Genomic DNA, 23,190 nt, shown 5'->3' with positions numbered 1-23,190 from the left:
CGCCTCAGTCCGTCGGTTCCGGCGACGGGAGCGACTCGGCCACGTAACGCAGGGCCAGCAGGTAGCCCTGTACCCCCAGGCCGACGATCACGCCGGTCGCCACCGGGCTGAGATACGAGTGGTGCCGGAACTCCTCGCGGGCATGCACATTGGAGATGTGCACCTCGATCAGCGGCCCCGTGAGCTCGGCGCAGGCGTCTCGCAGGGCGATCGAGGTGTGGGTGAACGCGCCGGCGTTGAAGATGACCGGGTCACCCGCATCGGCTGCCGCATGCAGCCAGTCGATCAGCTGCCCTTCGCTATTACTCTGCCGCACAACGGCTTCCAGACCCAGATCGGCGGCCTGCGCCTCGATCGCAGCAACCAGTTCGGCATAGGTGGTGCTGCCGTAGACCTCGGGCTCGCGGCGGCCGAGGCGGTCCAGATTGGGACCGTTGAGAACGAGAACCGTGGTCATGCGCTCTGCGCTACCTCCGCGTAGGCCGCCGCCAGCAGCGACGGGTCCGGACCTTCCAGGCGGCCGGGTTTGGCCAACCCGTCGAGGACGACGAAGCGCAGCACACCAGAGCGGGTCTTCTTGTCCCCCGCCATCGTTTCGATGAGCTGTGGCAGGGCGTCGGCGTCGTAGCTAACTGGCAGCCCCAGGGCGGTCAGTACCGTCCGGTGGCGGTCGGCGGTCGCGTCGTCGAGCCGCCCGGCCAGCCTGCCGAGTTCGGCGGCGAACACCAGCCCCACCGACACTGCGGCACCGTGGCGCCACCGGTACTGCTCGCGGCGCTCGATGGCGTGAGCCAGGGTGTGTCCGTAATTGAGGATCTCCCGCAGTGCCGACTCCTTCTCGTCGGCCGCGACCACTTCGGCCTTCACCGCGATCGCGCGCCGGATCAGTTCGGGCAGAACGGTTCCGGCGGGATCCACCGCGGCGGCCGGATCGGCTTCGATGAGATCGAGGATCACCGGGTCGGCGATGAAACCGGCCTTGACGATCTCGGCCATACCGGCCACGAGTTCGTTGCGCGGCAGCGTTTCGAGCATGGCCAGGTCGACCAGGACAGCGGCCGGCTGGTGGAAGGCGCCCACCAGGTTCTTGCCCGCATCGGTGTTGATCCCGGTCTTTCCGCCGACGGCGGCATCGACCATGGCCAGCAGTGTGGTCGGGATGTGCACGACGTCGACGCCACGCAGCCAGGTCGCGGCAGCGAATCCGGCGACGTCGGTGGCAGCACCGCCGCCAAGGCTGACGATGGCATCCTTTCGCCCGATTCCGATGCGGCCCAAAACTTCCCAGATGAAGCCGACAACCGGAAGGTCCTTGCCCGCCTCGGCATCGGGGATCTCGATCCGGTGCGCATCCACACCCAGGTCGGCCAGGTGGGCACGCACGGCTTCGGCGGTCTGCGTGAGCACCGGCTGGTGCAGGATGGCCACCTTGTGCCGGGTGCCGAGCAGTTCACCCACCTCGCCGAGCAGTCCGGTGCCCACGATCACCGGGTAGGGCGGGTCGACGGCCACCTCGATGGTCACCGGGGCGGCCGGGGTGGTCTTGGTCATTTGCGGACTCCAGCGCGGCGAGCGGCCATCGCCGCCGGAGTGGCGGGCGTGACCGGAGTGGATTCGGTCGGGGTGGTGATGGGTGTGGACGGTGTTGAACCGGAACGCTTTTCGGGTCGCGCCCCGGAGGACGACCGGCGCCACGGCGGGCGCCGCCGGCGCGGCGGATGCGGGTTCTCCAGGCGCGCGACGATGTGGCGCACGACGGCACCGGGATTGCGCCGGTTGGTGTTGATCCGGATCGTGGCGACCCGCCGGTACAGCGGGACCCGGTCGTTCATCAGCTTGCGGTACTTCTCGGCGTGGTCGGGGCCGGCCAGCAGCGGCCGCACCGTACTCCCGCTGGTCCGCCGAACACCTTCGGCCGCACTGATTTCCAGGAACACCACAGTGTGGCCGGCCAGCGCCTCGCGCACACCGGCAGTGGTCACCGCGCCACCGCCCAGCGACAGGATGCCGTCATGGTTGGCCAGCGCGTCCCGGATGACCTCCTCCTCGATCCGGCGGAACTCCGGCTCGCCATCGTTGGCGAAGATGTCGGCAATGGTGCGGCCGGTCTTCTCCTCGATGGCGGCGTCGGTGTCGAGCAGGCTCAGGCCCATCGCCTTGGCCAGGCGGCGTCCGATGGTCGATTTCCCCGAGCCGGGCAAACCGATCAGCACGGCCTTGGGCGCCACGTCGACTACCCCGAGGCCCGGACGGCAGTTCCGGACGGCGTGCGCTCGGCCACCGTGGCCAGATAGCTGTCGATGTTGCGGCGGGTCTCCGCTACGGAGTCGCCGCCGAACTTCTCCAGCACCGCGCGTGCCAGCACCAGCGCCACCATGGTCTCGACGACGACCGCCGCAGCGGGCACCGCGCAGACATCGGAACGCTGGTGGATGGCGACGGCTTCCTCACCGGTGGCCATGTCGACGGTGGCCAGTGCCCGCGGGACGGTGGAGATCGGCTTCATCGCCGCCCGCACCCGCACCGGCAGGCCGTTGGTCATCCCGCCTTCCAGTCCGCCGGCCCGGTTGGTGGAACGCACCACGCCGTCCGGGCCGGGATACATCTCGTCATGGGCCTGGCTGCCACGGCGGCGGGCGGTCTGGAAGCCGTCGCCGATCTCGACGCCCTTGATGGCCTGGATTCCCATCACCGCCGCGGCGAGCTGGCTGTCGAGCCGGTTGTCTCCGCTGGTGAAGGACCCGAGGCCGACCGGAAGACCGTGGGCCACCACCTCGACCACGCCACCCAGGGTGTCGCCGTCCTTCTTGGCGCCTTCGATCTCGGCGATCATGGCCGCTTCGGCGGCCTTGTCGAAGGCCCGCACCGGGCTTTCGTCGACAGCGGCCAGGTCGGCGGCGTCCGGCGGCGGGCCGTCATAGGGCTGCGAGGCACCGATGGAGATGACGTGGGAGACCACCTCGACGCCGGCGACCTGGCGAAGGAATTCGCGGGCCACCGTGCCGGCCGCCACCCGGGCCGCCGTCTCGCGGGCACTGGCCCGCTCCAGGACCGGGCGGGCGTCGTCGAAGCCGTACTTGAGCATGCCGGCGAAGTCGGCATGGCCCGGCCGCGGCCGGGTCAGTGGCGCGTTGCGGGCGACGTCGAGTTCGCTCTCGTCCACCGGGTCGGAGGCCATCACGGTCTCCCACTTGGGCCACTCGGTGTTGCCGATCTCGACGGCGATCGGACCGCCGAGGGTGATGCCGTGCCGGACCCCGCCCAGGATCGTGACCTGGTCCTGTTCGAATTTCATCCGCGCGCCGCGGCCGTAGCCCAGGCGGCGGCGCGCCAGCTGTCCGGCGATGTCCTCGGAGGTGACCCGGACACCGGCAACCATGCCTTCGACCATCGCTACCAGCGCGCGGCCGTGGGATTCACCAGCAGTCGTCCATCGCAACACGCGTCCCATCTTCCCACGTCGGCCACGCGGGACCCAATCTGCTCGGCACGTTAGAAGACCACCAGCGCCACCGCGGTCAGGCTGGCGATGCACATCGACGGGCCGTGCGGCACGGTGCGGATCCGGCCTGCGATGCCGCACAGCGCCGTGAGCAGGGGTGCCGCCACGGCGGCGAGCAACCAGACCGCCGGTCCGAACGCCCCGGTGAGCGCCCCCAGACCGAGCGCCAGCTTGACGTCACCGGCACCCATGCCACCCGGACTGACCAGGTGCACGATCAGGTACAGCAGCGCCAGCCCGACCGCGCCGTAGGCGGCCGGCAGGCCGCGACCGGCTGCCGTCGCGCCGATCAGCACCACCGCGGCACCAGGCAGTGTCAGCACATTGGGTAGCCGCCGCTGCCGGATGTCGTAGCCGCTGAGCGCGATGGCCCACCCCAGGATGACTGCACAGCCGACCCACCGCATGGGCGGCAGGCTAACCTAGGGCGGCCGCCATCTCGGTGCGCGGAGCGGGTCGGCCTGTGAATTGTTCGACCTGGCTGAACGCCTGGTTCAACAGCATCTGCAGCCCGCTGATCACCTCGCCACCGGCTCGCTCGACGGCGGCGGCCAGCGGGGTGGGCCACGGGTCGTAGATCGCGTCGAGCACCACCGGTACCCCGGCGAAGGTCTGGGCGTGACCGGCCGCCGCATCGGCGGGGATGGTGCTCACCAGGACGTCGGCCGCAGCAACCACGGCGGGCAGGTCGGCGCCGTCCAGCGCACAGAACTCGGTGGTGACACCGAGCCTGCCGCCGAGCTCGACCAGCCGGGCCGCCTTGTCACGGTTGCGGGCGACGACGGTGATCGCGGTGACGCCGAGTTGGGCCAGGCCCGCTACCGCCGCAGGTGCGGTGCCGCCGGAGCCCAGCACGATCGCCCGGTGCAGGTCGTGGTGATGTGCCAGTGCGCCCGCCACACCATCGATGTCGGTGTTGTCCGCGCGCCAACCGTGCTCGGTGCGCACCAGGGTGTTGGCCGAACCCACCAGTTCGGCGCGGCGGGTGTGTTCGTCGGCGAATTCCAACGCCGCGAACTTGCCGGGCATCGTCACCGACACGCCCACCCACTCCGGGCCGAACCCGCGGACCAGAGCAGGCAATTGGTCGGCGGTGCAGTCGATGCGGTCGTAGGTCCACTCGGTCAGCCCAAGCGCCCGATAGGCCGCCAGATGCAGCAGCGGTGACTTCGAATGCGCCACAGGCGAACCCAGAACCGCGGCTTTACGTGCAGTACTCACCGTGCGGAATCGAGCACGCCGTTGCGCCGGGCCAGCTCGATGTTTGCCAGGTGCTGCTGATAGTCCTTGGTGAACAGGGTGGTGCCCTCCAGGTCCACCGTCACGAAGTACAGCCAGTCCCCCGGCTCGGGCCGCTCGGCGGCGGCCAGGGCCTCGTCACCCGGTGAACAGATCGGGGTCGCGGGCAGGCCGTCGGAGGCATAGGTGTTCCACGGCGTTACCTGGGCCCGGTCGGCGTCGGTGGTGGCGACCTCCTGGCGGTCCAGGGGGTAGTTCACCGTCGAATCGAACTCCAGTCGCTGCGGTGCGGCCAGCCGGTTGTAGATGACGCGGGCCACCTTGGCGAAGTCCTGCGGTTTGGCCTCCCTCTGGACCAGCGAACCGACCACCAGGATCTGGTAGGGCGAGAGGTTCATCGCCTTGGCGGTGTCGAGCAGCCCACCCTTGACGTAGTGGGTGGCGCTCTGCGCGATCAGCGTGGCCAGGATCGACTCCGGCGAGCCGGACGGGTCGACGTTCCAGGCCCCCGGCGCGATCAGACCCTCGAGCCGACGGTGGTTGGTGCCCAGCGCCGTCACCGGTTGCAGCGCCCAGTCGGGGATGTTGAGCGCCGCCGGCTGGCTCTGCTCGGCGGCCTTGCGCAGGCTGTCGGCGGAGACACAGGTGTGCTTGCCGTTGAGGTCCACACAGCTGGCGTTGGCGATCAGCGTGAAGATGCCGTCGGTCGTCTTGTCGGAGCCGACGGCCTTGACGTCGTCGAGCTGCCTGCCCTCCGGGATCACCAGCTTGCCCACCCGGGTGGCCGGGTCGGCGAGGCGCGCCACGGCCGCCGAGGCGGACATCTCGGTGCGCATCTTGTAGAAGCCGGGCTGGATCGCCGCGATCGCCGTGTTGTCCTTCGACGCGTCGACGAACGACTTGACGTTGGCCACCACGTTGCTGTCGCGCAGGCTCTGGGCCACCTGAGTGGTGGAGTCCCCGTCGTGCACCTGGACGACGACATCGTCCTTGCCTTCACCTGAGTATTCGGTGGAACCGCCGCCGAAGATCTTCACACCGAGGAAGACCAGCGCCACCACCACGGCGACGAGGACTGCCAGCGCGGCAAGCCCGACCGCCCTGCGGCGGTTCTGGTTTCGCCGCGCGCGCACCCGCTCGAGTCGGCTCATCCGGCGACGCGGCGCACCCACCGCCTCCGGCTCCGGCCGGTCATAGTCGTAGCGGCCCTTGTCGTAGGAGTCAGGCATCGTCGCTCTCCGGCCGGTGGGATGCCGCACTGCGGCGTTGGTCGAGCCAGCCCTGCAGGATTCCCACAGCGGCGGCCTGGTCGATGACCCCGCGTTGCGCCTTGGCGCGCACGCCGGCCTCCCGCAGCGATCGCTGGGCGGCCACGGTGGTCAGCCGTTCGTCAGCCAGTCGCACCGGCACCGGTGCGATGCGTTCGGCCAGGGCGTCGGCGACCTCGACGGCGTCCTGCGCCGAGGTGCCCGCCCGGTCGGCCAGGGTTCGGGGCAGTCCGACGATCACCTCGACGATGCCGAACTCGTCGACCAGGGCTGCGAGTCGGCGCAGATGTTTGCCGGAGCGTTCCCGCCGGACCGTCTCGACCGGTGTGGCGAGAATCCCGTCCGGGTCGCAGCTGGCCACCCCGATGCGCACGGTGCCGACGTCGACGCCGAGCCGCCGGCCGCGGCCCGGGTCATCGTCGCCGGGCCGGTCGGGCACACGGTCGTGCGCGGGCAGCACGGACACTAGCCCCGGGCGATCTCGGCGCGTACCGCAGCGAGCGCCGCGTCGATCCCGGACGCGTTCTTCCCCGATCCCTGGGCCAGGTCGGGCTTACCGCCACCACGCCCATCCACGGCTGTCGCGATCGCCGTGATCAGGTCGTTGGCGCGCAGCCCGGCATCCTGGGCGGCCGGGTTGACCGCTACGACGAACGGCACGGTGCCCTCGTCACCTTCGGCGATCAGCGCCACGACGGCCGGATCGGACCCGACCTTGCCCTTGATGTCACCGACCAGCGAACGCAGGTCGCCGGCGGTCATCCCCGCCGACATGCGCTGTGCCACCAGACGGACCTTACCCACCTGTTCTGCGCCTACGGCGGCATTCGCCGCCGCCGCACGGGCCGTTGCCAGCCGAGCACGGTCGAGTTCCTTCTCGGCGGCCTTGAGCCGTTCCACGAGATTGGCCACCCGGGCGGGCACCTCGTCGGAGGGCACCTTCAGCGACGACGCCAGCCCCGCCATCAGGGCCCGCTCCTTGGCCAGGTGCCGGAACGAATCCAGGCCCACGTACGCCTCGACACGCCGGACCCCGGATCCCACCGAGGACTCGCCGAGAATCGTGATCGGGCCGATCTGCGCCGAGTTGTGCACATGGGTGCCGCCGCACAGCTCCAGCGAGAACGGGCCGCCGATCTCGACCACCCGCACCTCGTCGGGATACTGCTCGCCGAACATCGCCATCGCCCCCATGGCCTTGGCCTTCTCGAGGGCAGTGGTGAAGGTGTTGACCGGGAAGTCGGCCTGCACGGCCTCGTTGGCCACTTCCTCGACCTCGTTGCGCTGCTCTTCGGTGAGCGCACCCTGGGAGTTGAAGTCGAAGCGGAGGTAGCCGGGACGATTCAGCGAACCGGCCTGAACGGCGTTGGGGCCCAACACCTGTCGCAGAGCCGCATGCACCATGTGGGTACCGGAGTGGCCCTGGGTGGCACCGCGGCGCCATTTCGGGTCGACGGCGGCGACCACGGTGTCACCCTCGACGAATTCGCCGGACTCGACGCTGACCCGGTGCACCCACAGCGTCTTGGCGATCTTCTGCACATCGGTGACGGCAGCCTTGGCGGACTCGCCGGCTCCGGTGCCCGAAATCGTTCCGGCATCGGCGATCTGGCCACCGGACTCGGCATACAGCGGGGTGCGGTCCAGCACGATCTCGATACGTTCCGGGGCTTCGGAATGCACGCGCGACTCATGGCTGACGACCGGAACCCTCTTGCCGTCGACGAAGATGCCGAGAATCCTTGCCTGCGAGGTCAATTCGTCGAAGCCGGTGAATTCTGTCGGGCCGGCGTCGACCAGCTCCCGGAACGCCGAGAGATCGGCATGGGCGTGCTTGCGGGCCGCGGCATCGGCCTTGGCGCGGCGGCGCTGCTCGGCCATGAGCTCGCGGAAGCCGAGTTCGTCGACGCTCAGACCCGCCTCCGCGGCCATCTCCAGGGTCAGTTCGATCGGGAAACCGTAGGTGTCATGCAGGGTGAAGGCGTCCGAGCCGCCCAGCACCGTCTTGCCGGACTTCCTGGTGGACTCGGCGGCCTCCTCGAACAGCTTGGAACCCGAGGCCAGCGTCCGGTTGAACGCCGTTTCCTCGGCTACCGCGATGCGGTTGATGCGGTCGAAGTCGGTGACCAGCTCGGGGTACGACGGCCCCATCGCGTCACGCACGGTAGCCATCAGCTCCGCCATGATGGGCTGCTCGACACCGAGCAGCTTGGCGGCGCGGATGATGCGGCGCAGCAGCCGGCGCAGGACGTAGCCGCGGCCCTCGTTGCCGGGGGTGACGCCGTCGGCGATGATGATCGCCGCGGTGCGGGTGTGGTCGGCGATCACCCGGTACCGGACGTCGTCGTCATGGTTGCCGGCGCCGTAGCCGCGGGGCGCGTACTGAGCCACCTTGTCGATGACCGGCCGGAGCAGGTCGGTCTCGTAGACGTTGTCGACGCCCTGCAGCAGGCAGGCGATGCGCTCCACGCCCATCCCGGTGTCGATGTTCTTGCGCGGCAGCGGGCCCAGGATCTCGAAGTCTTCCTTGGAGGTGCCCTCGCCGCGCTCGTTCTGCATGAAGACGAGATTCCAGATCTCGATGTAGCGGTCCTCGTTGGCCTCCGGGCCGCCCTCGATGCCGTACTCCGGTCCGCGGTCGAAGTAGATCTCCGAGCACGGCCCGCACGGGCCGGGGATGCCCATCGACCAGTAGTTGTCGGCCATGCCGCGGCGCTGGATGCGCTCCGGCGGCAACCCGGCGATGTCCTGCCAGAGCTGCTCTGCCTCGTCGTCGTCGTAGAACACGGTGGCCCACAGCCGCTCCGGGTCGAACCCGTAGCCGCCCTCGTCGACCGGATTGGTCAGCAGGGTCCAGGCCAGCTCGATGGCCCTGGCCTTGAAGTAGTCACCGAAGGAGAAGTTGCCCGCCATCTGGAAGAAGGTGTTGTGGCGGGTGGTGATGCCGACTTCTTCGATGTCTGGGGTGCGGATGCACTTCTGGACGCTGGTGGCCGTCGAGTACGGCGGGGTGCGCTGGCCCAGGAAGTAGGGCACGAACTGCACCATGCCGGCGTTGACGAACAACAGGTTCGGATCGTCGAGGATCACCGAGGCGCTGGGCACCTCGGTGTGTCCCGCGTTCACGAAGTGATCCAGGAACCGCTTCCTGATCTCATGTGTCTGCACTGGGTAGCTGTCCTTGCGTTATGGGGTGCGGCTCGACTGTCGCTTCGACCGCACTACATTACCGGTCCGGGGTGGCTCAGCCGCCGAGGAAGCTCAGCCGTACCGCCCGGCGCGGGTTGTCCCGGTTGAGGTCCACCAGCACGACGCTTTGCCAGGTGCCCAGCAGCGGGCTCCCGTCGAGGACCGGGATGGTGATCGACGGCGCCACGATCCCGGGCAGCACGTGGTCGGCGCCGTGGCCCGGCGATCCGTGCGCATGCTGGTAGCGGTCATCGCGCGGCAACAACCGTTCCAGGGTGTCGACGAGGTCGTGGTCGGAGCCCGCACCGGTCTCGATGATCGCGACACCGGCGGTGGCGTGCGGCACGAAGACGTTGCACAGTCCATCGCCACGGCTGCGGCAGAAGGCTCTCACCTCATCGGTGAGGTCCACCGACCGGCGGCGCGAGGTATCGATGTCGAGCACCTCGGTTTCCATATCGTCCAACCTACGGGTCGGGAGCACTGTGGGCAGCCAGCAGGGACTTTCGGCTCTCCTGCGGGCGCACCGCCGGGACTAGCTTGACGAGCATGGGCAGGCAGAGACCGCTGCTGGCCGCGGCGATGGCACTGGCCGGCGGCGCGGGGTCCTACCGCTGGCTGGTGCGGCCGTGGATGTACAGCTGGGGTGCGACGGCGCAGGAGACCGATGCCGTGCTGCCCGGAGACGAACTGGTCGAACAGGGTGCCCCACGCACCACCCGGGCGATCACCATCAAGGCTCCGGTGCAGGCGGTGTGGCCGTGGCTGGTCCAGATCGGCGAGGACAGGGGCGGGTTCTACAGCTATGACCGGTTGGAACGCCTGACCGGCTCCCGGATCCGCAATACCGACGTCGTCCATCCGGAGTGGCAGGATCTCCGCGTCGGTGACACGGTGTGGCTGGCCCGCCGCTACGGGTCCAAGGCCAGCCAGGTGGTCGCCGCCATCGAACCGAACTCACATCTCGTGCTGATGTCGCCGGCCGACGCACAGCGGGTCCTGCGCGGCGAGAAGGCTTTCGGGTCATGGGCGTTCTATCTGCACCCGCAGGCCGGGCGCACCCGGCTGATCGCCCGCGGCACCGGCGGGTCGGCGGGTATCACCGGCTACGACATCGCGCATTTCGTGATGGAACGCGGCATGCTGCGCGGTATCCGAGCGCGCGCTGAACGCCGAGCACACCCGCGAGCAGACGCAAACTCGCACTCCTGAGGCCACAATCGTGCGATTTTCCGTCTGCTCGACGCGAGGTGGGGCTATCCGCGTCGGCGACGCAGAATCGCGCGCAATTTCTCCAGCCGCCCGGCGATGTCGCGCTCGGCACCGTGTGCAGTGGGTTTGTAGTAATCGACACCCACCAGGTCGTCAGGCGGATACTGTTGCGGCACAATGCCATCCGGGTCGTCATGCGGGTACCGGTAGCCTTGGGCGTTGCCCAGCTTCGCCGCGCCCGCGTAGTGCCCGTCCCGCAGGTGCGGTGGCACCAGCCCGGCCTTGCCGGCCCGGATGTCGGCCATGGCCGCACCCAGCGCGGTCGTCACCGCGTTGGACTTCGGCGCGGTGGCCAGGTGCACCGTGGCGTGGGCGAGGGTGAGCTGCGCCTCGGGCATGCCGATGAGCTGCACGGTCTGGGCGGCCGCCACCGCGGTCTGCAGCGACGACGGATCAGCCATGCCGATGTCCTCGCTGGCCAGGATCATCAGCCGGCGGGCCACGAAGCGTGGGTCCTCCCCCGCCACCAGCATCCGGGCCAGGTAGTGCAGCGCCGCGTCGACGTCGGAGCCGCGGATGGATTTGATGAAGGCGCTGATGACGTCGTAGTGCTGATCGCCGTCGCGGTCGTAGCGCACGGCAGCCTTGTCCAGGGACTGCTCGACGACCTCGACGGTGACGCGCTCACCGGCCTCGGCGGCGACCTCCAGCGCGGTCAGCGCTCGGCGGGCGTCGCCGGCCGACAGCGCCACCACCAGGTCGACGGCCTCCTCGTCGACGGCGATCCGGCCGCCCAGCCCGCGCGGATCCTCGATCGCGCGGGTGATCACGGTGCGAATCGCCTCGGCGGTCAACGGCTGCAGCTGCAGGATCAGCGAGCGCGACAGCAGCGGCGCGACCACCGAGAACGACGGGTTCTCGGTGGTCGCCGCCACCAGCAGCACGATCCGGTTCTCGACCGCGGCCAGCAGGGCATCCTGCTGAGTCTTGGAGAACCGGTGCACCTCGTCGATGAACAGCACCGTCTGCTCGCCGTAGGCCGCGGCGCGACGGGCGTTGTCGATGACGGCGCGAACTTCCTTGACCCCCGCGGTCAGGGCGGAGAGCGCCTCGAACCGACGGCCGGTGGCCTGGCTGACCAGCGAGGCCAACGTGGTCTTGCCGGTCCCGGGCGGCCCGTAGAGGATCACCGACGCGGCGCCGGAACCTTCGACCAGTCGGCGCAGCGGCGATCCTGGGCGCAGCAGGTTGTCCTGGCCGACGACCTCATCCAGCGACGATGGCCGCATCCGCACCGCCAGCGGAGCCGAGGCGGACACGCCGAAGTCCGGCCGGTCATCGTCCCCGGGTACGTCGAACAGGCTGTCGGCCACGACCACAGGCTTACCACGTTCGTAATGTGGTCGTGGTGAGCGCACGCGGCTGGGTCCTGTTCGCAGCGATGAGCGTCATCTGGGGTGTGCCCTACCTGATGATCAAGGTGGCGGTCGGCGAGGTGTCCGTTCCGGTGCTGGTCTTCGTGCGATCCGCTGTCGGGGCGGCGCTGTTGGCGCCGCTGGCGCTGGCTCCAGCTTCCCGCGCCCTGTTGCGCAGGCACTGGAAAGCGGTGGCGGCCTTCGCCTTCTTCGAGATGATCGCCGCGTGGCTGATGCTCTCGGATGCCGAGCGGCACCTGACCAGTTCGTTGACCGGGCTGCTCATCGCCGCGGCGCCGATCGTCGCCGCGGTGCTGGATCGGCTGACCGGCGGAGAACGCCTCGGGCCGGTACGGGTGATCGGGCTGGGCGTCGGACTCGCCGGCGTCGCGGTGCTGGCCGGCCCCAGCCTGACCGGCGGCGGGGCGCGGCCGGTCATCGAGGTGCTGCTCACCGCAACGTGCTATGCCATTGCGCCGCTGATCGCCGCGCGACATCTGGCCGACGTACCGGGGCCGGCCCTGACCTCGGCCTGTCTGGGACTGGCCGCACTGGTGTACCTCGTTCCCGCGATCCTGACGTGGCCCACCCACGCCTTGCGCGCCCAGACCTACTGGGCGATCGCCGGGCTGGCCGGCATCTGCACGGCGCTGGCGTTCGTGGTGTTCTTCGCCCTGATCCGGGAAGTCGGCGCCGCCCGCTCACTGATCGTCACCTACGTCAATCCGGCGGTGGCCCTGCTGGCCGGGGTGCTCGTGCTGCGGGAGCCGCTGACGTGGTGGAACGTCGCCGGGCTGGCCCTGATTCTGACCGGATCGGTGCTGGCTACCCGCGCGGCGAGGGTCGCGGTGTCAGAACGCGCCGTCGACCAGTAGCCGGCAGGCGAGGTCGACGTCGGCCAGGGCGTCCTCCGGGGCCAGTGCTCCGCCCACCGCCCAGGTCAGGATCCCGGTGGTGGCCTGCTGGACCAGACGCAGACGCCGCAGCTGGTCCTCGCTGGGCTCGTCGATTCCGGCTACCGCGAGGATGCGCAGCGCCAGGGTGGGATCTTCGGGCTCGTGGGTCTGCGCCCGCACCACCTGGGTGGAGGTGATCATCGCGTGGGCAAGATGCTTGTAGCGCAAGACATTACGGCACGCCTCGACCATGATCGCGACGATGTCGTCGATCCGGTTCCCGGTGGGCTGCGGAGGCCGGAATCGCGCCACCTGGTCGGTCAGCACCGCCGCGAAGACGTGATGTTTGGACGGGTAGTACCGGTACAGCGTCCGCAGTGCCACCCCGGCATCGGCGGCGATCTCCTGGGCCTGGATGCGTTCGAGTTCCTTGGCCGCACCCAATCGAGCTGCCGCGCGCAGGATCGCGCCGCGGCGATTCTCCTGGTCATCGGTCGCAGGCAGGGCCGGCGCCCTGGGCTCTCCGATCCGTGGCACGCCCACAAGTATCGGGTATGCCCCAGAGCGGGGTGCACCGGTACCGATCAGCGAGACCGTCTCGATGGGCTAACCGATGACACGACAGGATCGATTCGTGTCCTATGCGAAGTACGGTCCGTGGGCCGTCATTGCCGGCGGCTCCGAGGGGGTAGGCGCCGAATTCGCACGGCTGCTTGCCAGTTCGGGCATCAACCTGGTGCTGGTGGCCCGCAAGCCCGAGCCGTTGCAGCAGACGGCGGCCGACTGTCGTGCCCTCGGCGTCGAAGTGCGCACTCTGGCAACGGATCTCACCAGCACGGCAGCGGTCGACAGCCTGACGGAACTGACGTCCGACCTCGAGGTCGGCCTGCTGATCTACAACGCGGGGGCCAACACCTGTAGTGCGGAGTTCCTCGACGCGGATCTCGATGAATTCCAGCGGGTGATCGACCTGAACATCACCACCACGATGGCCCTGACCCAGCACTACGGCCGGGCGATGCGGCAGCGCCGCCGCGGTGGCATCCTGCTCGTCGGATCGATGGCCGGCTACATGGGGTCGGTGCACCACACCGTCTACGGGGGCGTGAAGGCCTACGGGCGGATCTTCGCCGAGGGGCTGTGGCTGGAGTTGCGGAACCACGACGTCGACGTCCTCGAACTGGTGCTCGGTGTCACCCGCACACCCGCCATGCAGCGGGTGGGACTGAACTTCGATGTACCCGGGATGCGCGTGGCCGAACCTGCCGACGTCGCTAGGGAGGGGTTGGAACAACTCGGCAACGGGCCGGTCTACGTGGCGGGTGGCAATGCCGAAGACGTCTCGCGTCGCAACCACCCCGACCGGGCCACGGTGGTGGCCGGCGCCCACCGCGTGATCAGCAGGCTGATGGGCCTGGCCGACTGAGCACCGCTCAGTTGGACGAACCGCTGAGCGCCCGCGCGATGGTTGCCGCCGCGGCGCCGACCAGCGGTTGACATCGCTGAGCCAGTACCCGGTCCGGGGTGACGATGCCGATCGCGGCGCGGCAGCCGACGGTGGCCGCGACCGACACCATGCTCTCGACGTAGTCACCGCGACGGGTGGTGACCCGCCGCCGCACGTTGTGCAGTTCACCCCACCACGCCGGGTCGGGTTGCCAGTTGCCGACGTAGCTCAGTTCGGCGATCACGTCCTCCGGGGAGAGTCCGGCGAGCGCCGCGACGCCCAGCGCGACCCGATGCGCCGGGATACGGCTGCCGACCGACGTGGGGACCTGGCGCGCCGAGGGACCGCCGAGCTTGTCCAGGTGCACGATGCAGCCGCGGTCCAGCAAGCCGAGGTGCACGACCGCTCCGGTACGAACCTGCAGATCATGCAGAACCGGGGCGGCGGCTGAGCGCAGCCGAACATCGATGCCTTCCCCGGAACTACGCCCTGACGTGCGCGCACCCAACCGGTATCCGCGGCCGCAGTGGGTCAGCCAGCGCAGCCGAACCAGCTGGTCGAGGATCCGGTGGGTGGTCGACCGCGGGAGGTTGGCCCGCGCCGCGATCTGATCGAGGGTCAGCGACACCGACCCGTCGTCAAAGGCGTCGATGATGGCCGTGAACCGATCCAGCATCGATGCTGGAGCGGTATCAGTCAGTGCCGCCGTCATCACACTCCTGTCCGCATTACGAGAATTCGTTCTACCTCACCGTAGCGGTCTCGATCACCGGGACGCAAGCATTTGCTTGGTGTGGCGGCCGATAAAACAACACACTGTGCGGATCGGACTGTCGACGCCGATGGTGATGCACTTGCCCGGCGTCTCGTCCCCGCGGGAACAGGACGCCACGATCGAGATGCTGGACCCGGTCGAGATCCCGGCCGGCTTCGAGGCGGTCCCGCCCACCGATGACGCACCGGACCCCGCCGGCGATTCGGACCGAAAGACGAAGCGCTTCACCGTATTACGTGAATCCGAAGCGAACTTGGTGACATGCTCGGCGGCCCTCGACATCGGCCGCGCGCTACTGCGGACAGCTCGCCGCGCTGCACGACTGGCCGCGGCCTCTCACCCGACACGGAAAGGCAGCCCATGACCGACGACAGATTAGCCGCCCTCGAACGCCGCATCGGCGCGCTGGAGGACGAGCGCGCGATCGCCCGGCTGATCGCCTCCTACGGGCCGCTGGTCGATGCCGGCGAGGCAGCGGCCGTCGCCGACCTGTGGACCGCCGAGGGCAGCTACGACGTCGGCGACTGGACCATGTCCGGGCGGGACGAGCTGCTGGCGATGGTCGACTCCGATGCGCACCGGGGACTCCTCACTCGGGGCGCCTGCCATTTCTTCGGCCCGCCGGTGATCACCGTCGACGGCGACCAGGCCACCGCGATGTGCCAGTCGATCATCCTGCTGCGCCGTGAATCCGGCGGCTACCACGCCTGGCGCGCCGGGGTGCATCTGCTGAGACTGCAGCGCACCGCGGCGGGCTGGCTGATCGTCAGCCGGGTAGCCCGTCAACTCGACGGCACCGGCGCGGCCACCACCCTGGTCACGCAGGGAATCCCGACATGACCGGCCAGCTGGCAGGCAGGGTCGCCCTGATCACCGGCGCCGGCGCCGGCATCGGTGCCGGCATAGCCAGGCGGTTCGCCGACGAGGGCGCGTCCGTGGTGGTGGCCGAATACGACGCCGAGGCCGGCGCGGGCGTTGCCGCCGAGATCGGCGGACTCTTCGTCGCCACCGACGTCACCGTTCGCGAACAGGTCGAGAATGCCGTCGCCGCAACCATTTCCACGTACGGCTCCATCGACATCCTGGTGAACAACGCCTGGGGCGGCGGCACGATCGGCCGGGTCGAGAACAAGACCGACGAGGAACTCGGACACGGCGTCGCGATGGGCTACTACGGGCCGTTCTGGGCGATGCGGGCCGCGTTCGGCCCGATGAAGCAGCGGGGCTGGGGGCGGGTGATCAACCTGTGCAGCCTCAACGGGGTCAACGCCCATATCGGGTCACTGGAGTACAACGCGGCCAAGGAGGCCCTGCGGGCGCTGACCCGTACCGCTGCCCGCGAGTGGGCGCCCACCGGGATCACCGTCAATGCCATCTGCCCGGCCGCCAAGAGCAAAGCCTTCCTGGCCGTGGTGGCCGAACACCCCGAGATCGGGTCGATGGCAGAGGCCGCCAATCCGATGGGCCGGATGGGTGATCCGTACGACGACATCGCCCCCGTCGCGGTGTTCCTGGCCGGCGAGGGTTCCCGCTACCTGACGGGCAACACGCTGTTCGTCGACGGCGGCAGCCACATCAACGGTGTCGCCTGGGCCCCGGACCTGGGACCGTAACGGCGATAACCGATTCGGCGTTCAGGCCGGCTGGGTGACGAAGTCGATGAGTTCTTCGACCCGTCCGATCAGTTCGGGCTCCAGGTCCGTCCAGTCCCGCACCGAGGATCGGATGCGCTGCCAGGCCCTGGCGATGTCGGCCTGATCGCGGTGCGGCCAGCCCAGGGCGTCGCACACCCCGTGCTTCCATTCGACGGTGCGGGGCACCACCGGCCACCGCGCCAGCCCGACGCGCGCCGGCTTGACGGCCTGCCAGATGTCGACATAGGGATGCCCGACCACCAGGGTGTGCTCGCCGCCCGGTCCGCGTCGCACCGCCTCGGCGATGCGGGCTTCCTTGGACCCGGTGACCAGGTGATCGACCAGCACCCCGAGCCGCCGGCCAGGGCCGGGGCGAAACGACGAGACGATGTCGACCAGGTCGTCGACACCACCGAGGTATTCGACCACCACCCCCTCGACCCGCAGATCCTCGCCCCACACCTGTTCCACGAGTTCGGCATCATGGCGGCCTTCGACGTAGATGCGGCTGGCCAGCGCCACCTTGGCGCGTACGTCGGCGACCTTCACCGACCCCGACTTGGTCCGCTGCGCAGCGGCCGGGGTCCCCCGGCGTGGAGCGGTCAGGATCACCGGCCTGCCCTCGAACAGGAAGCCGGGGCCCAGCGGGAACACCCGGCGTTTACCGCGGCGATCTTCGAGTTCGACGCGGCCGCCTTCGATCCCGACCACGGCCCCGACGTAACCGGACTGCGGGTCCTCGACCACCATGCCTAGTTCGGCGGCCTGTTCGGTCGAGCGGGCCCGCCGCGACTGGTGCGGGTCGTTGCTGAGCACATCGGTGCCATAGCGGTCTGCCACCCGGCGATCCTAGGGACCGGCGGCCCGGATGGCGGCACACCTGCGCGGCGCGTCGCCCGCCTGTCGCCGAGGCCACACCGAACGAATCTTTGCCAAAGCCTTGCGCAGCGAACATGGACGGCGGTACCGTGCTGCACGGCTCGACGAGTGCGCACCGACGCGGCGCCACTCACCGAGTCTGACTGCCGCCCGGGGGAAATCGATTCGAAACCGCGTGTATGTGAGGGTGCGGCAGCCATGCCCACAACTCGACATACACGCGGTTGCAGCCATGCACCGTGGGACTGCCGCGACGCGCACACGCCGTCGCGGGCTAAGGAAGGCCCCATGGCTCACATCCTCACCACGCTGAGCGCCGGCGCCGTGCTCGGCCTCGGCCTGGTGGCCACCGCACCGTCGGCCGGTGCCACCCCGTCGGCCGACGCCGTCAACGCGATCGAGGCGCACCACGACGAGCTCGGCCAGTCCGATCTCGGAGCACCGGTCAGTGACGTCTTCGACGTACCCGGCGGCGCCGAGCGCGACTACCAGGGCGGGGCGATCTTCTTCTCGCCGGCTACCGGCGCCAGGGCGATCTACGGACCCGTTCTGCAGCGCTACCAGGCCCTCGGCGGCCCCGCCGGCCCACTCGGGTTTCCGGTGAGTGACGAACGCGACGCCGGCAACGGGGTGGCGCACGTCGCGGACTTCGACAAGCCCGGCGGGGCGGCCATCTACTGGAGCCCGCAGTGGGGCGCGGTCGTGGTGGACGGCCCGGTGCTGGCGGCCTACCGCGACTCCGGTGGCGCCATCGGACCGTTCAGCTACCCCAGCGCGGACACCGCGACGGTCAACGGGGTGCAGACCGGGACGTTCATCGGCCCGCGCGGTACCCGCATCGCGTGGTCGGCCGCCTCCGGCGTATCGACGGTGCCGGCGTCCCTGGCCGATACCCTGCCGTCCGCCAACGGCCATGCCGGCGAGGCGGTTCGGCGCAGCCAGTGGTGGTGGGTACCGGCGACACTGGGCATCGGTGCTGTCGCGGCAGCCGCGCTTCGACTGCTGATGCGGCGGCTGGGATCAGCAGCCGCGTTCAGCGGGCCTGTACCGCGCTGACCACCTCGTCGATGACGGTGTGGATGAAGCGCATCTTCTCCAGCACCGGCACCGGCAGCACGAAGGGGTACAGATCCTCCTTGCCCATCGACCGGTTCACCATGTTCAGCGACCACGCCAGCGGCAGCCACATCTGAATGATGGTGTCGAAGCCACTGGGGCCCAGCATCTTTCGCTGGTAGGTGGCAGTCGCGGGGGCCAGGCCGAAGGACGCCGCGGTATCCAGGGTGTCGCGGATGTGCAGGTAGTGCGCGAAGGTCTCCGCCCAGTCCTCGGCCGGGTGCATGGTGGCGTAGGACGACACATAGGTGTCCTCCCAGCCCGCCGGGGGTCCCTGGTCGTAGTGGCGGTCCAGCGCTTGCTGGTAGTCGGCGTCCGGGTCACCGAACAACTCGTTGAACCGCTGCAGGTACGCCTGCGACGGTCCGACCAACCGGTAGAAGTAGTAGTGCCCGACCTCGTGGCGGAAGTGGCCGAGCAGCGTGCGGTACGGCTCGTCCATCTCGATCCGCAACTGCTCGCGGTGCACATCGTCACCTTCGGCCAGATCCAGGGTGATCACCCCGTTGTCGTGGCCGGTGAACACCTTCTCGGTGGCGCTGGAGAGCAGGTCGAAGGCCAGGCCGTACTCCGGATCCTCGTCACGGCCGACGATCGGCAGGCCGAGTTCATGCAATTCGGCGATCAAGCGCCGCTTGGCCCGTTCCGCGACCGCGAATGCGGCCAGTGCGGTGGTGTCGTCATCGCGTGGCCTGGTCCTGGTGAGCCGGCACGAGTCACACAGCGCCCGCACCGGTTGCACCCGGACCAGCCAGTTACATTCGGCCAGATACAGATTCGCGCACAGCTGATACTCAGCGGCGTCCACCGCCCCGCCGTGCTCGCTGTTCTCCCCCGAGGCGATCACCAGGAACTGCTCGTCCTCCAGGGAGAATCCCACCGAACTGCCGCACGACAGGCACACCGAGTTCTCGAATGCCAGATGCTGACCGCAGTTGGGGCAGATGAAGTCACGCATGAAGGACACCTCCCTCGAAGGGCGCTACGTCCACCGAGACATCGATGACGCTGGAGTCGGAGTCGGTATAGATGATGCCCCGCAACGGCGGCACATCGGCGTAATCGCGGCCCCAACCGACGATGATGTAGCGCTCGTCGACCAGTTGGTCGTTGGTCGGATCGAGCCCGAGCCAGTTGTTCTGCGGGGTCCATACCGCGGCCCAGGCATGCGTGGCGTCGACGCCGAACATCCGTTCCTTTCCCGGCGGCGGATCGGTGGCGAGGTATCCCGACACATAGCTCGCCGCCAAACCGTTGGCGCGCAGGCAGGCTATCGCCAGCCGGGCGAAGTCCTGGCATACCCCTTCTCGCGCTGCCAAAACCTGGCTCACCTGGGTGGACACCGTCGTCGACCCGGACTTGTAGGTGAAGTCGGAAAAAATCCGTGCGTTGAGATCACGCACCACCTCGATGAGCGGACGGCCGGGGGCGAAACTCGGCGCGGCATAGTCGCGGACGGCGTCGGTGATCTCCGGTGGCCGCAGGTCCAGGGTGAACTCGCAGGCCAAGACTCCGTCGCGGCCCATCGGGCGGGCCGACTCCCAGGGCGCCAGCGCGGAGCCCCCGCCGTACAGCTCGGCAGGCGGCGGGTCGACCTCGACCACCGAATTGCTGGTGACCGTCAGTGTGTGGTGCCGCTCGGTGACGTGGAAATAGGAGCTGATGTTGCCGTAGACGTCGCGGCTGGTGGACCGATCGGCCGGGTCGGGGTCGATGTCGAGGGTGTTGGTCAGGCACCGCTGCCGGGTGGTGTCCCGGGGAGTCAGGTGCCCGCGGCCGTAGGAGCTGGTGACCACATCGGAGTAGCTGTACTCGGTGCGGTGGGTGATCCGGTACACCCTGCTGTCGACCACCGGTGTGGGCCCGTCGGCAAAACTCATCCCTGTCCCTCCATCACGGCACCGCCCGGCGCTGGTCGGGCCCCCACAGCGGCTGCATGCCACCGGGCAGCGACAGTTGGGTGCGGGTGATGATGTCGGACAATTCGCGCAGGCCGAACTCCACGCCCTTGAGCAACCCGTCCAATTCGGCGCGACGGCCCTCGTCGTCGACCTCTTCCAGGTCGGCCGGATCCAGCCGGCGCAGCCGGGTGCTCACCTCGTCGACCAGGCGCTCCGGCCGCGAGGAGCCCGACGCGCCCGGCAGTGCCCGCAGGTCGGCGCGCAGCCGTTCCAGCTGGAAGACCAGCGACCGGGGGTTCTCCCCATCGAACAACACCAGATCGGCCACCGCAGCCACGCTCACCTTGCCGAGGTTACGACGGCGATAGAGCACCGAGGACTCGCAGGCCACCAGGGCCGACTCGGTGATGGTCTGCTCGGCTCCGGGACTGCGTTCGACGGTCAGCGTGGCCCGCAGCAGCGCGGTCAATCCGAGCCCGCGTTCAATCCGTTTGCCGATGTCCATCATCATCCAGCCGGCGTCGTGGACCATCGATTCGGCCGCCACCCCAGACAAAGCGAGCATGCCGGCCAACGTCTGCTGCTGGGCGGCCGCCAACTGGGTGTCGTCGGACACCCGCGATCCCCGTTGCGACGGTGGCGGTGAACCGGCCTGCTGGGCCAGGGCCCGCTCGACGGCGCCGAGCACCATCCAGGTGTCGTTGGACATCTGGTCGCGCACGGCCCGCGCCGCCAGGCCCAGCCCCTCGATCGACTGGGCCAGCGAGCCCGGCCGTTGCCGGTCGGCGGTCAGCGACCACATGGTGCGCTGCGCACCCGCAACCGCCTCAGCGTAGGAATGCGTTGCGCCGGAATCGGTTCCGGTGATCTCGCCGAGCGCCTCCAGAAGCACCGGCACGCACTCGCTGCCCTCCATGTCCTGGCGGTAGCGGTACTCGTGATAGCGCTCGCGGGTGACGATCAGCAATCGGGCCAGATGCTCGGCGCGCTCGGCGTAGCGGCCGATCCAGAACAGATCGGACAACACCCGCGGCGAGCTGATGAAACGCGTACCGCTTGGCAGTTCCACCGACGGAACGGTGATGGTCTCGGCCTTGGCGCGGGTCGGCGGTCGAACCCAAAGATCCTTGGCGGCAACACTATTCAGCTTGTAGGCGGCATTGCCCGGGGCCAGCACATAACCCAGGCCGCCGACCATCGGGGCGTAGCCGCCACGCTGCGAGACGGTGAACAGCCGGATGCCCACACTGGCCGCCGACAGCTTGCCCGGATAGTGGTCGGTGGGCGCCGAGGAGAACTGGGGCAATTCCTGCCCCACCCACTGCCACGGGTGCGCCTCGATCCGAGCCGCGAGCTCCTCGCGCTCGGCCGCCGACAGGGCAGGCCCGACCACCATCTCGGTACCGACAGTCGACTTGATCAACAACGACGACAGCCGCGACAACAGGTGCCGGCGCTCCTGGTCGAACCCACCCCAATACAGCTGCGGGGTGTCCAGCAGGGGCTTCTCCCCCAGCAACGACTCGGCCAGCTCGGGCAGGAACCGTTGCAGCCCTGGGCTTTCCAAGATCCCGGCACCGAGGGTGTTGACGACGGTGACCGCCCCGCGCCGCTGCACCTCGACCAGCCCCACCACACCGAGACGGGAATCCGGCCGCAGGTCCAGTGGATCGGCGTAGTCGGCGTCCACCCGGCGCAGCACCACGTCCACCCGTTTGAGGGTGCCCAGTGAGCGCATCCACAACTTGCCGTCGCGGACCACCAGATCGGCGCTTTCCACCAGCGGGAAGCCCAGGACCGAGGCCAGGTAGGCCTGGTCGAACGCGGTCTCGGAGTGGATGCCGGGTGAGAGCACCACCACCACCGGATCCTCAGCCGCCTCGGGGGCGGCATCGATCAGGGCCAGGCGCAGCGCCTGAGCAAAGGGTGAGACCGGCCGCGGGCCGATGCGCTCATAGACGTCGGGGATGGCGTGGGCGACCACCCGGCGGTCGGCGACCGCGTAGCCCGCCCCCGACGGCGCCTGCGTCCAGTCCGCGTTGACCAGGAACCGCCCGTCGGCCGCCCGGCTCAGGTCGCAGCCGTGCAGGAACAGCTGATGCCGGCCGGGGTTCTCTATTCCGCGGGCGGCCCGCAGGTAGCCGGGGTGGGCGAACAGCAGCTGCGGGGGCAGGATGCCGCTGGTCAGTGCCCGGCGCGGGCCGTAGAGGTCGGAGAGCACCGCGTCGAGCAACCGGGAGCGCTGCACCACGCCGGCTTCCAGGACATCCCAGTCGGCCGCCGAGACCAGCAGCGGGATGCCGTCGAGGTGCCACGGGCCCGGCATCGAGATGCCCTGCCCGTTGGTGACGGCTTCGCCGTGCCGGTCGATCTCGATGTAGGTGATGCCGTCGTTGTCGACGAGGCCGCGCACCACGCCGCGCAGCCGGTCCAGACCCGGGCGCCCGCGTTCCCCGATGAGATCGCCCAGTTCCTGCCACGAGGGCCGGATGGCGCCCGTCGCGTCGACGAATTCGTCGTATCCGGTGTCGCCAAAGGATCCCGATCCGCCCTCGCGCAGGTCGAACAACGGTTCCTGGGCTCGGCCGGCCCGGTACCCGGCCAGAAGGCGGTCCGGGTCATGGCTGGGCCGGCTGAGGTCAGAGCCGGCAGCCGACAACGACAACGGCCCCACCTCCTGATTCAACCCGTTCCAGTGACTCCTGCAAACCTACGGT

24 protein-coding genes are annotated in these 23,190 nt (G+C 69.3%); 7 read left to right on the top strand and 17 right to left on the bottom strand.

The window, feature by feature from the left end; genetic code table 11:
- Positions 1–4 precede the first annotated feature (4 nt).
- The 10 genes from aroQ to G6N35_RS04775 all read right to left on the bottom strand — a co-directional run bounded on the left by aroQ (position 5) and on the right by G6N35_RS04775 (position 9,655).
- The gene (gene aroQ / locus G6N35_RS04820; protein WP_163803221.1) at positions 5–457 is read right to left on the bottom strand and encodes a type II 3-dehydroquinate dehydratase; all 453 of its coding nucleotides are present in this window, start codon (positions 455–457) and stop codon (positions 5–7) included.
- Positions 454–1,551 (bottom strand): 3-dehydroquinate synthase, encoded by a 1,098-nt coding sequence (gene aroB, locus G6N35_RS04815; RefSeq protein WP_163803220.1) that lies wholly within the window; start codon positions 1,549–1,551, stop codon positions 454–456. Before aroB ends, aroQ begins: the two co-directional genes overlap by 4 nt.
- Complete coding sequence (locus G6N35_RS04810) at positions 1,548–2,228, bottom strand: shikimate kinase (RefSeq protein ID WP_163803219.1); 681 nt, start codon at positions 2,226–2,228, stop codon at positions 1,548–1,550. The genes aroB and G6N35_RS04810 overlap by 4 nt, the downstream gene beginning before the upstream one ends.
- Before the next feature lie 5 nt (positions 2,229–2,233).
- On the bottom strand, positions 2,234–3,442 hold the full coding sequence (gene aroC / locus G6N35_RS04805) for a chorismate synthase (protein ID WP_163803218.1): 1,209 nt from the start codon (positions 3,440–3,442) through the stop codon (positions 2,234–2,236).
- Between the two features lie 50 nt (positions 3,443–3,492).
- Positions 3,493–3,909, bottom strand: a complete 417-nt coding sequence (locus G6N35_RS04800; protein WP_163803217.1) for a prepilin peptidase — start codon at positions 3,907–3,909, stop codon at positions 3,493–3,495.
- Between the two features lie 10 nt (positions 3,910–3,919).
- Entirely contained in the window at positions 3,920–4,723 is an 804-nt protein-coding gene (locus G6N35_RS04795) for a shikimate dehydrogenase (protein WP_163803216.1), read from the bottom strand.
- A complete protein-coding gene (gene mltG / locus G6N35_RS04790; protein WP_163803215.1) occupies positions 4,720–5,970 on the bottom strand; it encodes an endolytic transglycosylase MltG in 1,251 nt (416 codons plus the stop codon). The genes G6N35_RS04795 and mltG overlap by 4 nt, the downstream gene beginning before the upstream one ends.
- Entirely contained in the window at positions 5,963–6,469 is a 507-nt protein-coding gene (ruvX, locus tag G6N35_RS04785; RefSeq protein WP_407664505.1) for a Holliday junction resolvase RuvX, read from the bottom strand. The genes mltG and ruvX overlap by 8 nt, the downstream gene beginning before the upstream one ends.
- A gap of 5 nt (positions 6,470–6,474) precedes the next feature.
- Positions 6,475–9,177 carry an alanine--tRNA ligase gene (gene alaS, locus G6N35_RS04780; protein ID WP_163803214.1) on the bottom strand — a complete coding sequence of 901 codons (2,703 nt, stop codon included), beginning with the start codon at positions 9,175–9,177 and terminating at the stop codon, positions 6,475–6,477.
- 76 nt (positions 9,178–9,253) lie between these two features.
- Positions 9,254–9,655, bottom strand: a complete 402-nt coding sequence (locus tag G6N35_RS04775; RefSeq protein ID WP_163803213.1) for a secondary thiamine-phosphate synthase enzyme YjbQ — start codon at positions 9,653–9,655, stop codon at positions 9,254–9,256.
- Positions 9,656–9,747: 92 nt separating this feature from the next.
- Between G6N35_RS04775 and G6N35_RS04770 the strand changes: the two genes are divergently transcribed.
- Positions 9,748–10,410 (top strand): SRPBCC family protein, encoded by a 663-nt coding sequence (locus G6N35_RS04770; RefSeq protein WP_163803212.1) that lies wholly within the window; start codon positions 9,748–9,750, stop codon positions 10,408–10,410.
- A 44-nt stretch (positions 10,411–10,454) separates the two neighbouring features.
- Here the strand turns inward: G6N35_RS04770 and G6N35_RS04765 are convergent, their stop codons facing one another.
- Positions 10,455–11,783 (bottom strand): replication-associated recombination protein A, encoded by a 1,329-nt coding sequence (locus tag G6N35_RS04765; RefSeq protein ID WP_163803211.1) that lies wholly within the window; start codon positions 11,781–11,783, stop codon positions 10,455–10,457.
- Between the two features lie 35 nt (positions 11,784–11,818).
- Between G6N35_RS04765 and G6N35_RS04760 the strand changes: the two genes are divergently transcribed.
- Complete coding sequence (locus G6N35_RS04760; RefSeq protein ID WP_163803210.1) at positions 11,819–12,700, top strand: DMT family transporter; 882 nt, start codon at positions 11,819–11,821, stop codon at positions 12,698–12,700.
- Here G6N35_RS04760 and G6N35_RS04755 read toward each other — a convergent pair.
- Positions 12,677–13,258 carry a TetR/AcrR family transcriptional regulator gene (locus G6N35_RS04755; RefSeq protein WP_246224209.1) on the bottom strand — a complete coding sequence of 194 codons (582 nt, stop codon included), beginning with the start codon at positions 13,256–13,258 and terminating at the stop codon, positions 12,677–12,679. The genes G6N35_RS04760 and G6N35_RS04755 overlap by 24 nt on opposite strands.
- Positions 13,259–13,355: 97 nt before the next feature.
- Between G6N35_RS04755 and G6N35_RS04750 the strand changes: the two genes are divergently transcribed.
- A complete protein-coding gene (locus G6N35_RS04750; RefSeq protein ID WP_407664504.1) occupies positions 13,356–14,147 on the top strand; it encodes an SDR family NAD(P)-dependent oxidoreductase in 792 nt (263 codons plus the stop codon).
- 7 nt (positions 14,148–14,154) lie between these two features.
- On the opposite strand, the gene G6N35_RS04745 is transcribed toward G6N35_RS04750, so the two are convergent.
- Positions 14,155–14,880: an IclR family transcriptional regulator gene (locus G6N35_RS04745; protein ID WP_163803208.1), complete on the bottom strand. Its 726-nt coding sequence runs from the start codon at positions 14,878–14,880 to the stop codon at positions 14,155–14,157.
- Between the two features lie 106 nt (positions 14,881–14,986).
- On the opposite strand from G6N35_RS04745, the gene G6N35_RS04740 reads away from it, so the two are divergent.
- Genes G6N35_RS04740 through G6N35_RS04730 form a run of 3 tightly spaced genes read left to right on the top strand, consistent with a single transcriptional unit; the run spans position 14,987 to position 16,556 of the window.
- On the top strand, positions 14,987–15,307 hold the full coding sequence (locus G6N35_RS04740; protein WP_163803207.1) for a hypothetical protein: 321 nt from the start codon (positions 14,987–14,989) through the stop codon (positions 15,305–15,307).
- Complete coding sequence (locus G6N35_RS04735) at positions 15,304–15,783, top strand: nuclear transport factor 2 family protein (protein ID WP_163803206.1); 480 nt, start codon at positions 15,304–15,306, stop codon at positions 15,781–15,783. The genes G6N35_RS04740 and G6N35_RS04735 overlap by 4 nt, the downstream gene beginning before the upstream one ends.
- Positions 15,780–16,556 carry an SDR family NAD(P)-dependent oxidoreductase gene (locus tag G6N35_RS04730; protein ID WP_163803205.1) on the top strand — a complete coding sequence of 259 codons (777 nt, stop codon included), beginning with the start codon at positions 15,780–15,782 and terminating at the stop codon, positions 16,554–16,556. The genes G6N35_RS04735 and G6N35_RS04730 overlap by 4 nt, the downstream gene beginning before the upstream one ends.
- A gap of 21 nt (positions 16,557–16,577) precedes the next feature.
- On the opposite strand, the gene G6N35_RS04725 is transcribed toward G6N35_RS04730, so the two are convergent.
- Positions 16,578–17,417 (bottom strand): DUF3097 domain-containing protein, encoded by an 840-nt coding sequence (locus G6N35_RS04725; RefSeq protein ID WP_163803204.1) that lies wholly within the window; start codon positions 17,415–17,417, stop codon positions 16,578–16,580.
- 327 nt (positions 17,418–17,744) lie between these two features.
- Between G6N35_RS04725 and G6N35_RS04720 the strand changes: the two genes are divergently transcribed.
- Entirely contained in the window at positions 17,745–18,512 is a 768-nt protein-coding gene (locus G6N35_RS04720; protein ID WP_163803203.1) for an LGFP repeat-containing protein, read from the top strand.
- On the opposite strand, the gene G6N35_RS04715 is transcribed toward G6N35_RS04720, so the two are convergent.
- From G6N35_RS04715 to G6N35_RS04705, 3 genes are read right to left on the bottom strand one after another with little or no spacing between them, the layout of a single operon-like run.
- Entirely contained in the window at positions 18,490–19,530 is a 1,041-nt protein-coding gene (locus tag G6N35_RS04715; protein ID WP_163803202.1) for a zinc-binding metallopeptidase family protein, read from the bottom strand. The genes G6N35_RS04720 and G6N35_RS04715 overlap by 23 nt on opposite strands.
- On the bottom strand, positions 19,523–20,452 hold the full coding sequence (locus G6N35_RS04710) for a transglutaminase family protein (RefSeq protein WP_163803201.1): 930 nt from the start codon (positions 20,450–20,452) through the stop codon (positions 19,523–19,525). The genes G6N35_RS04715 and G6N35_RS04710 overlap by 8 nt, the downstream gene beginning before the upstream one ends.
- A gap of 13 nt (positions 20,453–20,465) precedes the next feature.
- Positions 20,466–23,138 carry a circularly permuted type 2 ATP-grasp protein gene (locus G6N35_RS04705; RefSeq protein ID WP_163803200.1) on the bottom strand — a complete coding sequence of 891 codons (2,673 nt, stop codon included), beginning with the start codon at positions 23,136–23,138 and terminating at the stop codon, positions 20,466–20,468.
- Between the last annotated feature and the right edge of the window lie 52 nt (positions 23,139–23,190).

The sequence above is a fragment of the Mycolicibacterium anyangense genome (assembly GCF_010731855.1).
GTDB lineage: Bacteria > Actinomycetota > Actinomycetes > Mycobacteriales > Mycobacteriaceae > Mycobacterium > Mycobacterium anyangense.
Note: the sequence above shows the minus strand (reverse complement) of the source record. Positions and strands in the feature narration are given on the sequence as shown.

Coding starts and splice junctions, on each gene's coding strand:
- G6N35_RS04745 (WP_163803208.1), bottom strand. CDS start 14,880: ATGACGGCGGCACTGACTGATACCGCTCCAGCATCGATGCTGGATCGG.
- G6N35_RS04720 (WP_163803203.1), top strand. CDS start 17,745: ATGGCTCACATCCTCACCACGCTGAGCGCCGGCGCCGTGCTCGGCCTC.
- G6N35_RS04710 (WP_163803201.1), bottom strand. CDS start 20,452: ATGAGTTTTGCCGACGGGCCCACACCGGTGGTCGACAGCAGGGTGTAC.
- aroQ (WP_163803221.1), bottom strand. CDS start 457: ATGACCACGGTTCTCGTTCTCAACGGTCCCAATCTGGACCGCCTCGGC.
- G6N35_RS04735 (WP_163803206.1), top strand. CDS start 15,304: ATGACCGACGACAGATTAGCCGCCCTCGAACGCCGCATCGGCGCGCTG.
- G6N35_RS04715 (WP_163803202.1), bottom strand. CDS start 19,530: ATGCGTGACTTCATCTGCCCCAACTGCGGTCAGCATCTGGCATTCGAG.
- mltG (WP_163803215.1), bottom strand. CDS start 5,970: ATGCCTGACTCCTACGACAAGGGCCGCTACGACTATGACCGGCCGGAG.
- aroB (WP_163803220.1), bottom strand. CDS start 1,551: ATGACCAAGACCACCCCGGCCGCCCCGGTGACCATCGAGGTGGCCGTC.
- G6N35_RS04800 (WP_163803217.1), bottom strand. CDS start 3,909: ATGCGGTGGGTCGGCTGTGCAGTCATCCTGGGGTGGGCCATCGCGCTC.
- G6N35_RS04770 (WP_163803212.1), top strand. CDS start 9,748: ATGGGCAGGCAGAGACCGCTGCTGGCCGCGGCGATGGCACTGGCCGGC.
- G6N35_RS04730 (WP_163803205.1), top strand. CDS start 15,780: ATGACCGGCCAGCTGGCAGGCAGGGTCGCCCTGATCACCGGCGCCGGC.
- G6N35_RS04775 (WP_163803213.1), bottom strand. CDS start 9,655: ATGGAAACCGAGGTGCTCGACATCGATACCTCGCGCCGCCGGTCGGTG.